We start from the raw sequence: 13,390 nt of genomic DNA, 5'->3' as shown, positions 1-13,390 counted from the left end.
TGTCCACCTGATCGCCGGGCACGCCGCCGATCTCGACGCTGCGCGGCTCGAACACGGCGCCGGACACGCCCACGGTGACCGAGGCAAAATCAGCCACCCGCACCGAGATGCGCGGACGGTCCACAAAGAAATCACCGGCGATCAACTGGCGTGCAATGTCGCTTTCAATCTCGCTGGTCAAACGCCCCTGCGCACGGATCGGCGGCAGGAACGGCAGCTTGATCGTGCCGTCACGCGACACCACGTAATCGCCGTTGAACGTGTCATCGTCGCCAATGCGCACGTCCACCAGATCGTTGCGCGTCACCCGCTCGCCACGCAGCGCACTGGCCGCCAGCCCCGCGCCCTTGCCGCCGGTGCCCCCACGCGGCGCGCGGCATTTCTGGGCGTTGATGGCCGCAGAGCGCAGAAACTGCGCATTGCCGCGGCTGACATCGGGCGCACGGTACTGGGCCTGATACCCGTCCCCTGCGGCAACCGGCTCAAGGTTGTCAGGCGTGTCCAGCCCCGCACAATTGCCCAGTGCCATCGCAGCCAGCAGCACCGATCCAAATCTCAAGGTCTTTTTCATCATCACGCTCAATCACCATACTTGGCCACGATCCTTGGCCGCTGTCCCGGGCCACGATCCTTAGGTTGAATCATTGTTATGCACTTCACGTCAACGGGTCGAGGGTGCGTTGGCGTTCACGCACCTATCCTTTCGGATATGATGCCATTCTGTTGCGCCCTTTTCCTCTCCTGTGGCGTCCGAGACGTTGGCCCATCCTCAAAGATACAAAGGGACCAACAGATTTGATTGGACCCCGAAATGCCCACCGCAACACCCAAGACTTCCCGCATGGCACAGAACCTGTTTGCCTATGGCGCGTCCGAAGTGGCGGCCAAGGCGTCGCGGTTGCTGGTCGTCGTGGCGGTTGCCCGCTCGCTGGACCTGGCGCAAATCGGTCTGGCCGCCGCGGCACTGGCTGCCGCCGACATCCTCAAGGCGCTGACCGAAAACGGTGTGGGGCAAAAGATCATCGCGGCCCCCGAAGCCGAGCTGCCGCAAACCTGCGCCACCGCGCACCGCATTTTCTGGGTCTGGTGCGTCGGCCTGTTCGTGGCCCAATCCGCCATCGGCTTTGCGCTCTACGCGGCCAACGGCAACGCGGTTCTGCTGGCGCTGATCCTGCTGCTGGCGGGCGAATACCTGTTCATGCCCGCAGGGCTGGTGCAAACCGCGCTGGCCATGCGCGCGGGCAAACTGCGCCAGACGGCGGCGATCTCGGGCGCGCAGATCGTGGGGGCGAACATCCTGTCGGCGCTGCTGGCGCTGGTCTGGCCTTCGGCGCTGGCGCTGATCCTGCCGCGTCTGCTGACCGCACCGTTCTGGCTGATCGCCATGCGCCGCCTGCACCCCTGGACGCTGGACCTGTCGCAGGGCCGCGCGCCGCTGCGTCCGTTCCTCAGCTTCGGCTGGGCCGTGCTGGGGGTCGAGCTGGTCAAGGCGCTGCGCCTGCAAGCCGACAAGCTGATCGTCGGCACGCTGATGGGGGCCGAGGCACTGGGCCTGTATTTCATGGCCTTCAACGCGGGCCTCAGCCTGGCCAATTCGTTCTCGGTCGCCTTTTCCACCGTGCTGTTCCCGCACCTGTGCGCCAGCCATGACAAAGCCGCAGCGCTGCGCCAAAGCATCCTGCTGGCGATGGGGCTGATCACCCCCGCCGTCGTGGCACAGGCCTTGCTGGCCCCCTATTACGTGCCGGTCCTGTTCGGCGCGGGCTGGTCGGGCATCGACGACATCGTGTCGATCCTGTGTCTGGTGGCGATCCCCACAACCCTGTGGTCCGCCACCGCAGGCTGGCTGCGCGCCACGGGCCGTGCCAACCGCGAATTCTGGGTCACCGCCGCCATGACCGCCGCCCTGATGCTGAACACCGCAGCCCTTGCGCCCTTCGGCCTTGTCGCCGTGGCCACCGGCTATGCCATCACCGCGACCGTTCTGATGGTCGGCGCCTCGCTTCCCGCCCTCTCACAGGCCTTCGGCCCCCAACTTGCAAAGGCTTGAACCATGCCCACCTTCTCCGTCATCATCCCCTGCTTCAACGCCGAAGCCACCATCGCCCAGACGCTGGCCAGCGTGGTCACGCAAAGCTTTCCGGGCTGGGAGGCGATCTGCGTCGACGACGGCTCGACCGATGCCACCGTCGCCCTGATCGAGGCCGCCGCCCGGCAGGACGCCCGCATTCGTCTGGTGCGCAACACCGGCAAAGGCCCCAGTGCTGCGCGCAATTTCGGGGTGAAGGACCACGCGAACGCCCGGCTGATCGCTTTTTGCGATGCAGACGACCTGTGGCAGCCGCACAAGCTGACCGAACTGGCGCTGATCTTCCACGATCCGGCCATCGACGGTGTCTACGGTCAGGTCGGGTTCTTCCGGAACCAGCCGGTAGATGCACAGGCGCTGTCCACCGTGCCCAAACACGACCTGACCATCGCGACCCTGCTGGGCGAAAACCCGGTCTGCACCATGTCCAACCTGACCGTGCGCAAGTCGGCCTTTGTCCGCTGCGGCGGGTTTGACCCGCGCATCGTCCACAACGAAGACCTCGAATTCCTGATCCGTCTGGTGGGCTGCGGGGCGCGGGTGGTGCCGACGCCGTCCTTGCAGACGTGGTATCGCACCAGCATCGGCGGCCTGTCCACGGATCTGGACGCGATGCTGAAGGGGCGCAGACAGGCCATCGCCACCGCCGCCAGGTTCGGCGTGCGGCCCAGTGCGGCAAACCATGCCATCCACCACCGCTACCTTGCCCGCCGTGCCCTGCGCGTCGACAAGGGGCGGGGGCAGGCGCTGCGTCACGCCCTGACCGGCTTTGCCCATTCCCCCACAGGCTTCATGTCGCCCGCAAGTCGCGGAGTGATGACGCTGGGGGCCGCCGTGGCGGCCACCGTGCTGCCCCGCAAGCTGCGCCTTTATCTGTTCTCGTAACGCCAACGAAAGCCCTGCCATGACCTTTGCATCCCTCATCATGCCCGCATTCAACGTGCAGGCCACCATGCGTGACACGCTGGCGGCGCTGCTGGCCCAAACTTATCCCGACTTTGAAATCATCATCGTCGATGACGGCTCGACCGACTGCACGCCGGGGATCGCCGCTGAATTCGCCGCCGACGCCCGTGTGCGGGTGATCCGGCAGGCCAACCGCGGCCTGGCCGGTGCCCGCAACAGCGGCATTGCCGCCGCACGCGGCGACGTGATCGGGTTTTGCGATGCCGACGATCTGTGGGAACCGCACAAGTTGGCCCGCCACGTGGCGCATCTGAACGCGAACCCGCACGTCGGCATCAGCTACTCCGGCTCCGCCCTGATGGACGACAACGGCACGCTGACCGGACAGGCACAGCGCCCGCGCCTGCACGGCATCACCGCCAGCCATGTGTTCAAACGCAACCCCATCGGCAACGGCTCGGCCCCGGTGATCCGCCGCGCGGTGCTGGACCAAATCGCCTATCGCCCCCGCCACGAGACCCTGCGCGACTGGTACTTTGACGAAACCTTTCGCCAGTCCGAGGACATCGAATGCTGGCTGCGCATCGCGCTGACCACCGACTGGGCGTTCGAGGGCGTGCCGGGCCTGCTGACCCGCTACCGCATCAACGCAGGCGGCCTGTCCGCGGCCACCGACCGACAGCTTGCCGCGTGGGAACGCATGGTCGAAAAGCTGACGCCGCTGAACCCCGCGTTCTTCACCGTCAACACCCCCGTCGCGCGCGCCTATCAACTGCGCTACCTGTGCCGCCGCGCCATCAGCGATCTGGACGCGCCGCGCGCGCAGGCGCTCAGCCGCGCATGGACCGCGCAATCGCGCCTGCCGCTGATCGAAGAGCCGATGAAATCCGTCGTCACCCTTGCGGCCAGCGCGGCATTGGCCACCTTTGGCAGCGCCAGGCTGTGCCGCGCCATGACACTGGCGCGCCGGCTGCGGCCCGCAGGGGCGGTCCAATGACCGGCCTGCGCGTATTGCATCTGGTGGATGACACCACGGCGGGCGGGGTGATGCGCGTGCTGGACCACCTGCTGACCGCGCCCGAACTGGCGCAACAGGCCACCCACAGCCTGCGCTGCATCAAACGCGGCGGCCTGCCTGTTGCCCGTCTGGATGCCGATGTGCCCGATGTGCCCGATGTAATCGTGTCGCACCTGGCCATCAGTTGGCGCGCGCTGCCGATGCTGGTGGCCCTGCGCCTGATGCACCCGCGCACGCCGCTGATCCATGTCGAACACAGCTATACCGAACATTTCACGCACCACAACGTGACCCGCAAACGCCGCTTTGCCACGCTGTTGCGCATCGCCTATGCCCTGTTCAACCGGATCATCGCAGTCAGCCACGCCCAAAGCGCATGGCTGGTGCAAAGCGGCGCGGTCAAACCCGCCGCACTGTCGGTCATCCAGTCCTGCGTCGACCTGTCCGCCTTTCGCGCGCTGCCCGCACCTGCGGGTCCGGTGCGCGTGATCGGCGCCATCGGCCGGCTGGACGATCAAAAGGGCTTTGACCTGCTGGTGCGCGCGTTCCGCCGGACCGCGACGCCCGACATCGCGCTGCACATCTATGGGGAAGGGGCGCAAGAAAACGCCTTGCGCGCGCTGGCCGAGGGCGATCCGCGCATCGTGTTCAAAGGCTTCGCGCCCGATCCGGTCGCAGCCATGGCCGCCGTCGACGCCGTCGCCATGCCCTCGCGGTGGGAAGCCTACGGTCTGGTCGCAATCGAAGCACTCGCAGCACGGCGCCCCCTGCTGGTCAACGACATTGACGGGCTGTCCGACCACATCGCCTGCGGCGCACATAAGGTGTCGCAGGTCGATATTCGCACCTGGCAGCAAGCCATCGAAACTCTGACAACCGCGCCCGCCGCCACCGACCGCCCCGTCGCCGCAGCCAGCAGCCAGCCCGAGGCCATATTCAACGCCGCATGGACCGCGCTGCTGACCCGCACCCTCGCGCGCGGCTGATAGAACCTGACAGAAACCAGAAACCTGATGCCGGAGCGCGCCTGACAAGGGCATTTGGCCCGCGCGCAGCAAAGGGTCTGGTTCCCGTTTTTTGCAAATCGGTGCCCGAACCACCCGTTTTAGGCGAAAAACCGTCAATTCACCCTACCCATTGGCGACAGGTTGCCGATCCGTCCCGTCCCCGTTCGATGCCGCCGGAACCACCGGATGTCCTGCTGGTTGGCTTCACATCATCTACTCAATGGAGGACGAACAAATGACACTTAAGAAACTCATGCTGACCACAGCCGTATCCGCATTCGTTGCAACCGGCGCATTCGCGCAAACCGCAACCGTACCCGATACGGGCACCACAACGACAACCGAAGCGCCCATGGCACAGAATTTCGCGTCGATCGACGAAATGACCGTCGGCGACCTGCTGGGCAAAAGCGTGTACGAGCCCAATGGCGACTCGATCGGTGACATCGACTATGTGCTGGGCAACAACGGCAGCGCGAATGTCGTGATCGGCATCGGCGGCTTCCTGGGCCTTGGTGAATACACCGTGGCCGTGCCGCTTGATGATCTGACGTTCAACGCGGACGAACAGACCGTGCAACTCGACACCACCAAGGAAGCGTTGAAAGAGCTGCCCGAGTTTGACGAAAGCGACGTTGAAAGCCTGCCGGACGAAACCCAGTTGAGCACCCTGATGGTGGCTGACGACACGGCGGCACCCGCAGCAACCGCACCCGCTGATTCCGGCAGCAGCATGGGCGCCACAGGCGATACGTCGACCGGCACCATGACGGACGACAGCGCCACCGACAGCGCCCCGGCGGCTGACGCTGATGCGGCAACCGACACGGCACCCGCAGCCGATGCAGAGGCCGCAACTGACACCGCGCCCGCAGCCGATGCAGATGCATCCGCCGATGTGGATGCAGATGCCGACGCGTCGACAGACACGATGACCGACGAAGAAGGCGCCAAAAAACCTGAATCGAACTGATCGCCCAGCGATTTGGATCTGGATTAGACAGCCTTCGCCCCCGACCTTCCCGGTCGGGGGCATTTTTATGTGCCTGCCAGTTTCACCTGCACGCGCGACACGGCGCACCGGCCCAGCATCCCGTCGCACGCCGCGCAATTTTGGCTCAGATGTCAATCATGTCTGCCCAAGACCGGACCTTTGAAGCGGCCTGTGCCAAGGTCCGGGACGAAGCGGACATCCACCAAAGCCCGGAATCAAGGTGCTTTAGCACCGCCGGGCAGCGCCCGACCGCCCGTCACGCCAAAGGCGTGCCTAATATTATCGGCGCACCCTTGGTGCGACGGGCGGGCGCTTCCTCACCGTATTGCGGTTCATCACCCACACGCCAAAGACGAGACATAAAGTGGTCGCCACGGACGTGCCGATGCCCACCCGCGGTCGGGCGCTGCCCTCAGTGGCAAGGTCACAAAGGCTCACCCCCGCCCGACGCCACACACCCCCTCAGATCGCGTTCAACGCCGCAGGCCCGTCCACGATCATCATCGGACACCCGCGCGAACACCGCTCGACGCGGCTGTCGATCCCGTAAAGCTGGCGGATCAGGTCCGGCGTCAACACTTCAAGCGTGGGACCAAAGGCCAGCGTGCGACCGCCCCCCAGCGCCATCGTCGCAGTGCAGCAGCGCATCACCTGGTTCAGGTCGTGCAACGCCAGCACCATCACCGCGCCGGTTTCCTCTGCATACACCCGCAGCGACTCCAGCACCTCGTACTGCCGGTTCAGGTCCAGCGCCGAGGTCGGCTCGTCCATCAGAACCACCTTGGGGCGGCTCACCAGCGTCTGCGCAATCGACACCGCCTGCCGCTGCCCGCCGGACAGCTCGGCCAACTGCTGGTCCGCCAGATGGCTGATGTTGAACCGGCGCACGGTGTCGTCCACGGCGCGCAGCTCATCGCCGCTCAGCCGCCAGCCGCCGCCACCCTGTTTCAGCGCCAGAATGATGGATTCGTAAACCGTCAGCGCCGCGTTCATGCCGGTGTCCTGCGGCATATACCGCAGGTCGTCCTGACCCGCACCCTCCAGCCGCACCGCCCCGCTGCCGCGCAGATGCCCCGCGATGCGGCGGAACAGGGTGGATTTGCCGGCCGCGTTGGCCCCCACCAATGCCGTCAGCGCACCGCCTTGCAGGCGGGCCGAGGCATCGGTCAGGATCTGGCGCCGCCCATAGCGCGCGCCAATGGTGTCCAGCGTCAGAGTTACCATGATTTGCGTCCTTTCGTCAGGATCAGTGCGGCAAAGAACGGCACGCCGACCAGCGCCGTGATGATCCCGATGGGCAGCACCGCCCCCGGCAGGATCGCCTTGGACAGAACCGACGTGGCCGACAGGATCACCGCCCCCGACAGCATCGCACCGGGCAGGAAAAACCGCTGATCCTCGCCCAGCAACAACCGCGCCACGTGCGGGCCGACAATGCCGATGAACCCGATGGTCCCGACAAAGCTGACCGGCACCGCCGCCAGCACCGACACCAGCACCAGCGCCTCAAGCCGCAGCCGTTTCACCGGCACACCCATGGCCGCCGCGCGCACTTCGCCCAGCCGGATCGCCGTCAGCGCCCAGGCGCGGCGGGCAAACAGCGGCGTGCAAACCGCCAGTATGATCGCGGTGATCGCAACCTTGCCCCATGTCGCCTTGGTCAGGCTGCCCATGGTCCAGAACACCACCGCCGACAGCGCCTGTTCCGACGCGAAATACTGCAACAGCGCCAGCGCCGCGTTGAACGAAAACACCAGCGCGATGCCCAGCAGGATGATGGTTTCCGTGGTCACCCCCCGCAACGTCGACAGACCAAAGATCAGCATCGACGCGGCCATCGCCATGGCAAAGGCGTTGATCGGCACCATCAGCGCCACCGCACCCGGAAACAGCGCCACGCCCAGCACCATCGCCAGCGCCGCGCCAAAGCTGGCCGCCGCCGACAGGCCCAGCGTGAAGGGGCTGGCCAGCGGGTTCGCCAGAATGGTCTGCATCTGCGCCCCCGCCAGCGACAGGCTGGCCCCCACGGTCACCGCCAGCAGCGCCATCGGCATACGGATGTCCCAGACCACCACGCGCATCTGCAACTCCGCAGACCCCGGCGCAAAGATCGTCTGCAACACATCCCACACCGCATAGCGCGCAGGCCCCAGCGACACGTCCACCGCCACCGACAACACCAACGCCAGCGTCAGCCCGCCCAGGATCGCGATGCGGCGGGCCACCAACCCGCGATAGCTGCGGGCGCTGGCGGTTTCAGGGAGATCTAGCTCTGCGGTGGTCATGGCGGCTCCAATGGAAAATGGCGGCCCGCTCGCGGGGCCGCCGTGGTCAGATGCAAGCGGGCTTAGTTGGTCGCGGTTTCACCCAGCGACACCCAGTAGCCCGGGCTGTAGTCCACCGGCAGGAACCGCGCGTGCAGCTCTTTCAGCGTGGCTTCGGGGTCCAGATCGGGGAACAGGTCGGGATGCATCCACGTGGCCAGCCGCTGCACCGCAACAAAGCTGTAGGGCGAATTGTAGAACTGGTGCCAGATGCCGTGCACCTGACCGTTTTCCACAGCTTTCACGCCGGTATAGGCCGGGCGTTCCATCAGCGCCGCCAGCTTGGCCTTGGCCTCGTCCATGTCCGATCCCGGCCCCATGCCGATCCACGCACCACCGGGCACATAGGCGTCCCAGTTGCCGCCCGTCACCACGATCTGGTCGGGGTCCGACGCGATGACCTGCTCGGCGTTGACAGTGCCAAAGGTGCCGGGAATGAACTCGGACCCCATGTTGGTGCCGCCCGCCAGTTCCACGAACCGGCCAAAGTTGCCGTCACCAAAGGACATGCAGCAATCCTCGGTATACCCGCCGGCACGCTCGACAAAAACCAGCGGGCGCACCAGATCCGTTTGCGCCTCGATCACATCGGTGACGCGGGCGATCTGTTCATTGTAAAAGCTGCTGAACGCGGCGGCCTTGTCTTCCTTGCCAAAAAGCTGCCCGATGATCTCCATCGACTGCGCCGTGTGCTCGAACGGCTTTTCCCGGAAATCGACATAGACGATCGGGATGCCGACCTTGGCCAGCTTTTCCTCGTATCCGGCCTCGTCTGTGGCGGCCTTGGATTCAAGGTTCATGATCATCACGTCAGGGTTCAGCGACACCGCCTGTTCAATGTCGAACGACCCGTCCTTGAACCCGCCAAATGTCGGGATGTCCTTCATTTCAGGGAATTTCTCGGCGTAGATGTCATAGGTTTCCGGCGACGCTTCCTTGAAATCGTCACGCCAGCCGACCACCCGCGCGAACGGGTTGTCACTGTCCAGAACGGCGGTAAAGAACACCTGCCGACCCTCGCCCAGAATGACGCGTTCGACCGGTGCGTCGACCGTGACCTCGCGGCCCGCGATGTCGGTCAGGGTGACGGGATCGGCTTGCACAAGGCTGGCGGCGAAAAGGCTCAGCGCGGCGGCGCCAAAGAGAGGACGAAGGGTCATGTGATGCTCCTGAGAAGGTGTCTCTGGGCTCCGCCTAGTATTTCCGACTGTTTCCGTCAATTAAAAAGTTGACAGTTTTTGTCTGTTACAGGAAAAGCGCCTATGCCAAAGCGGAGCGGCCCGATGACACCCACAAACCGAGATTTGCGAGACGAGATCCGCGATTACTGGTCCGACCGCGCCGCCACCTTCGATGACGACCCCGGCCACCGCATCGGCGCCGACATGGCCGCCTGGCAGGATCTGTTCCGCCGCCACTTAGGCGATGCGCAGGGCCGCGCGCTCTTGGATCTGGCATCCGGCACCGGCGAGATCGCGCGCCTGTGTCACAGCCTGGGCTTTGCCGTCACGGGGCTGGACTGGTCCGAACCGATGCTGGACCGCGCCCGCGCCAAACTGCCGGATGTGACCTTTATCCAGGCCGATGCCGAACGCATAACGCTGCCCTCGGCCAGCATGGACGTGATCGTCACCCGTCATCTGGTCTGGACGCTGGTCGAACCCACATCGGCCTTTGCCGAATGGTTCCGCGTCCTGCGCCCCGGCGGCACGCTGCTGGTGGTGGACGGCGATTTCGTCTCGCGCAATTTGCTGGGCCGGATCGTCCAGCGGCTGTTGCCCGGCGGGTCGCCCAATGCCGCCGCAGCCGCAAGTGCCGCACGGCACAAGGACATTCTGTCGCGCGTCCACTTCAGCGCCGGCGCGCGGGCCGATCATGTGGCCGCCCTGCTGCACGCCGCCGGGTTCGACCGCATCGACATCGACACCAACCTTGCCCCGATCCACCGCGCGCAATCCGCGCAACTGGGCTGGCGCAAATCGCTGCTGCGCCGGTCCGAACACCGCTATGCCATCAGCGCGACCAAGCCGCTGGCGTCCTGAACCCCGACCCTGACCAGACACGCCGTGCCCGCCACGAGGGCAGGGGCGCACAGGCAATACGCACCCCCCCGCCGGAATGTTCTGTATGCAAAGGTATACTGTCGACCTTGGCAATCGGGCCGGCTATGAGAGGGGCAAATCCCATCTCAAGGAGAATCCCATGCCCGACATCATCTATACCAAAGTCGACGAAGCCCCCGAACTGGCCTCGGCATCGTTCCTGCCCATCATCCAGAAATTCGCCGCCGCCGCAGGTGTGTCCGTCGGCACCAAGGACATCAGCCTTGCAGGCCGCATTCTGGCAACCTTCCCCGAGCACCTGAAAGAGGACCAGCGCCAGTCCGACGATCTGGCCGAACTGGGCCAACTGGTCAAAACCGCCGACGCCAACGTGATCAAGCTGCCGAACATCTCGGCCTCGGTGCCGCAGCTTGTCGCCGCGATCAAGGAATTGCAGGCACAGGGCTTTGCGCTGCCCGACTACCCCGAAGCCCCCGCAACCGACGCGGAAAAAGAGGTGCGTGCCAAATACGACACCATCAAAGGCTCTGCCGTGAACCCCGTCCTGCGCGAGGGCAACTCGGACCGCCGCGCCGCCAAGGCCGTGAAAAGCTTTGCCCAGTCCAACCCGCACCGCATGGGCGACTGGTCCGCGGACAGCAAAACCAAGGTTTCGGCCATGTCGGGCGGTGATTTCTTTTCCAACGAACGCTCGGCCACGCTGGACAAGGACACCACAGCCAAGATCGTGCTGGTCACCGACGCAGGCGAAACCGTGCTGAAGGACGGCCTGTCCTATCCCGCAGGCACCGTTGTCGATGCGACCTTCATGAGCGCCGACGCCCTGCAATCCTTCCTTGAAGAGCAGATCGAACAGACCAAAGCCGACGGCACCCTGTTCTCGCTGCACATGAAAGCCACGATGATGAAGGTCTCGGACCCGATCATCTTCGGCCACGCGGTCAAGGCGTTCCTGGCGCCCGTGTTCGAAAAGCACGGCGATGCCATGCGCGATCTGGGCGTGAACCCCAACTCGGGCCTGGGCGACCTGCTGGCACGGGTCAAGGACAACGCCGACATCATGGCCGACATCGACGCCACCATGGCCGCACGTCCGCCGATGTATATGGTGAACTCCGACAAGGGCATCACCAACCTGCACGTGTCCTCCGACGTGATCATCGACGCCTCGATGCCCGCCCTGATCCGCGCAGGCGGCAAGGGCTGGGGCCCCGATAACAAGGAACACGACACCAACTGCGTGATCCCCGACAACTCCTACGCGCCGGTCTATGATGAATCGATCAAGTTCTTCAAAGAAAACGGCAAACTGAACCCCGCCACCGCAGGCACCGTGCAAAACGTCGGCCTAATGGCGCAAAAAGCCGAAGAATACGGCAGCCACCCCACCACCTTCGAAATCGCCGAAGCGGGCACCGTCAAGATGATCCTCGACGACGGCACCGTGCTGCACCAGCACACCGTCGAAGCAGGCGACATCTGGCGCTCGGCCTCGGCCCGCAAGGCACCCATCGAAGACTGGGTGAACCTGGCCATCGACCGCCAGAAGGCCGAAGGATGCAGCGCCATCTTCTGGCTGGACGCAGCCCGCGCCCACGACGCGGAACTGATCGCCTACGTCAAACCGATCCTCGAAGCCAAAGGCGTCGCCGACAAGTTCGAGATCATGGCCCCCCGCGAAGCCACCCGCCGCTCGCTTGAGATCATCACCGAAGGCAAGAACACCATCGCCATCACCGGCAACGTGCTGCGCGACTACCTGACCGACCTGTTCCCGATCCTCGAACTGGCAACTTCCGCGAAAATGCTGTCCATCGTCAAACTGATGAACGGCGGCGGCCTGTTTGAGACCGGCGCGGGCGGCTCGGCCCCCAAACACGTCCAGCAGTTGCAAGAGGAAAACCACCTGCGCTGGGACAGCCTTGGCGAATTCTGCGCGCTGGGTGAAAGCCTGACGTTCCTGGCCGACAGCAAGGGCAACGAAAAAGCCCGCGTTCTGGGGCAGGCGGTCGATGCGGCAACCCAGGGCATCCTGGATCACGGCCGTTCGCCCTCGCGCAAAGTCGGCGAGCCGGACAACCGCGCCAGCCACTACTGGTTCGCCCGCTACTGGGCCGAAGCCCTGGCGCACCAGAACAGCGACGCGGACCTCGCCGCCCACTTCGCCCCGATCGCCAAGGCACTGGCCGAAGGCGAAGAGGCGATCCTGTCCGAACTGGCAGAGGTGCAGGGCGCGCCCGCAGATCTGGGCGGCTACTACCACGCCGATCCGGCGAAAACCGCCGACGTCATGCGCCCGTCCAAAACGCTGAACGCCATCATCGGCTAAGCTGTTCTTGATAGCCCGATCCAACGGCCCCCGCACCGCGCGGGGGCCGTTTTCGTTTCAGGGAATGGTGTCGTTTGGACCACAACGCAAAGCCGCGCATCGCCGTGCCGTGACGTGGCAGCTCAACGCCGACCCCACCCACCAAAGCCCGGAATCAAGGCTCGAAGAGCCGCCGGGCAGCGCCCGACCGCCCCATGGGCGGGCGCTTCCTCACCGTCTTGCGCCTCAACATCCCCACGCCAAAGATCAGAAATAAAGTGGCACCCACGGACCTTCCGCTGCCCACCCGCGGTCGGGCGCTGCCCTCAGTGGCAAGGTCACTCTGGCCTCAAACCTGCCGCTCACCGCGCACTACATCAAGGTTCGGTGAGCGGACGAAGCTGCCCTTTGAAATGGAGCACCAAGCCGCGCACCGACGGGCTGAGGTGCGGCGATCCAACCGCAGTGACTGCCACTTTATGGCAGCCAAACACATCCGACCTAACCGTCACGCGCAACAGCAGCCAAATCGCCGTGCCGTGGGGCGGCCCGGCGATGCACGGCGGCCTGCGGCCTTGTCCCGCGCGGGGACATGCGGAGATGAACAATAGCTGCCCTTCGTAGCGGTCTGCCAGGATGTCTGGTGTGCGGGACTTAGCTGCCGTTGAACAATAGACTGCT

The 13,390-nt window shown here is 65.0% G+C and carries 11 protein-coding genes; 7 read left to right on the top strand and 4 right to left on the bottom strand.

Features of this window, described 5'->3' with window-relative positions; translation table 11 throughout:
• Positions 1–559 (bottom strand): polysaccharide biosynthesis/export family protein (locus AAC077_RS18495; RefSeq protein ID WP_339772852.1); only part of this gene is annotated, 559 nt, incomplete at its 3' end.
• Between the two features lie 282 nt (positions 560–841).
• Between AAC077_RS18495 and AAC077_RS18490 the strand changes: the two genes are divergently transcribed.
• From AAC077_RS18490 to AAC077_RS18470, 5 genes are all read left to right on the top strand, one after another.
• Positions 842–2,050, top strand: coding sequence for an oligosaccharide flippase family protein (locus tag AAC077_RS18490; RefSeq protein WP_339772849.1), 1,209 nt, complete (start codon positions 842–844; stop codon positions 2,048–2,050).
• A gap of 3 nt (positions 2,051–2,053) precedes the next feature.
• Positions 2,054–2,974 carry a glycosyltransferase family 2 protein gene (locus AAC077_RS18485; RefSeq protein WP_339772846.1) on the top strand — a complete coding sequence of 307 codons (921 nt, stop codon included), beginning with the start codon at positions 2,054–2,056 and terminating at the stop codon, positions 2,972–2,974.
• 19 nt (positions 2,975–2,993) lie between these two features.
• Positions 2,994–3,992 (top strand): glycosyltransferase family 2 protein, encoded by a 999-nt coding sequence (locus AAC077_RS18480; RefSeq protein WP_339772843.1) that lies wholly within the window; start codon positions 2,994–2,996, stop codon positions 3,990–3,992.
• Complete coding sequence (locus AAC077_RS18475; RefSeq protein WP_339772840.1) at positions 3,989–4,999, top strand: glycosyltransferase; 1,011 nt, start codon at positions 3,989–3,991, stop codon at positions 4,997–4,999. The genes AAC077_RS18480 and AAC077_RS18475 overlap by 4 nt, the downstream gene beginning before the upstream one ends.
• 256 nt (positions 5,000–5,255) lie before the next feature.
• Positions 5,256–5,993: a PRC-barrel domain-containing protein gene (locus AAC077_RS18470; protein WP_339772837.1), complete on the top strand. Its 738-nt coding sequence runs from the start codon at positions 5,256–5,258 to the stop codon at positions 5,991–5,993.
• Positions 5,994–6,476: 483 nt separating this feature from the next.
• Here AAC077_RS18470 and AAC077_RS18465 read toward each other — a convergent pair whose 3' ends face one another.
• The 3 genes from AAC077_RS18465 to AAC077_RS18455 all read right to left on the bottom strand — a co-directional run bounded on the left by AAC077_RS18465 (position 6,477) and on the right by AAC077_RS18455 (position 9,498).
• On the bottom strand, positions 6,477–7,238 hold the full coding sequence (locus tag AAC077_RS18465) for an ABC transporter ATP-binding protein (RefSeq protein ID WP_339772835.1): 762 nt from the start codon (positions 7,236–7,238) through the stop codon (positions 6,477–6,479).
• Positions 7,232–8,299 (bottom strand): iron ABC transporter permease, encoded by a 1,068-nt coding sequence (locus AAC077_RS18460; protein ID WP_339772832.1) that lies wholly within the window; start codon positions 8,297–8,299, stop codon positions 7,232–7,234. The genes AAC077_RS18465 and AAC077_RS18460 overlap by 7 nt, the downstream gene beginning before the upstream one ends.
• A 62-nt stretch (positions 8,300–8,361) precedes the next feature.
• Positions 8,362–9,498, bottom strand: coding sequence for an ABC transporter substrate-binding protein (locus AAC077_RS18455; protein WP_339772829.1), 1,137 nt, complete (start codon positions 9,496–9,498; stop codon positions 8,362–8,364).
• Between the two features lie 123 nt (positions 9,499–9,621).
• On the opposite strand from AAC077_RS18455, the gene AAC077_RS18450 reads away from it, so the two are divergent.
• Both AAC077_RS18450 and AAC077_RS18445 read left to right on the top strand, forming a co-directional pair.
• Complete coding sequence (locus AAC077_RS18450; RefSeq protein ID WP_339772826.1) at positions 9,622–10,380, top strand: methyltransferase domain-containing protein; 759 nt, start codon at positions 9,622–9,624, stop codon at positions 10,378–10,380.
• 160 nt (positions 10,381–10,540) lie between these two features.
• Complete coding sequence (locus AAC077_RS18445) at positions 10,541–12,730, top strand: NADP-dependent isocitrate dehydrogenase (protein ID WP_339772824.1); 2,190 nt, start codon at positions 10,541–10,543, stop codon at positions 12,728–12,730.
• The last annotated feature ends 660 nt before the right edge of the window (positions 12,731–13,390 follow it).

The organism is uncultured Pseudosulfitobacter sp. (genome assembly GCF_963976325.1).
Taxonomy (GTDB): domain Bacteria; phylum Pseudomonadota; class Alphaproteobacteria; order Rhodobacterales; family Rhodobacteraceae; genus Pseudosulfitobacter.
Note: the sequence above shows the minus strand (reverse complement) of the source record. Positions and strands in the feature narration are given on the sequence as shown.

Coding starts and splice junctions, on each gene's coding strand:
- AAC077_RS18490 (WP_339772849.1), top strand. CDS start 842: ATGGCACAGAACCTGTTTGCCTATGGCGCGTCCGAAGTGGCGGCCAAG.
- AAC077_RS18485 (WP_339772846.1), top strand. CDS start 2,054: ATGCCCACCTTCTCCGTCATCATCCCCTGCTTCAACGCCGAAGCCACC.
- AAC077_RS18480 (WP_339772843.1), top strand. CDS start 2,994: ATGACCTTTGCATCCCTCATCATGCCCGCATTCAACGTGCAGGCCACC.
- AAC077_RS18475 (WP_339772840.1), top strand. CDS start 3,989: ATGACCGGCCTGCGCGTATTGCATCTGGTGGATGACACCACGGCGGGC.
- AAC077_RS18470 (WP_339772837.1), top strand. CDS start 5,256: ATGACACTTAAGAAACTCATGCTGACCACAGCCGTATCCGCATTCGTT.
- AAC077_RS18465 (WP_339772835.1), bottom strand. CDS start 7,238: ATGGTAACTCTGACGCTGGACACCATTGGCGCGCGCTATGGGCGGCGC.
- AAC077_RS18460 (WP_339772832.1), bottom strand. CDS start 8,299: ATGACCACCGCAGAGCTAGATCTCCCTGAAACCGCCAGCGCCCGCAGC.
- AAC077_RS18455 (WP_339772829.1), bottom strand. CDS start 9,498: ATGACCCTTCGTCCTCTCTTTGGCGCCGCCGCGCTGAGCCTTTTCGCC.
- AAC077_RS18450 (WP_339772826.1), top strand. CDS start 9,622: ATGACACCCACAAACCGAGATTTGCGAGACGAGATCCGCGATTACTGG.
- AAC077_RS18445 (WP_339772824.1), top strand. CDS start 10,541: ATGCCCGACATCATCTATACCAAAGTCGACGAAGCCCCCGAACTGGCC.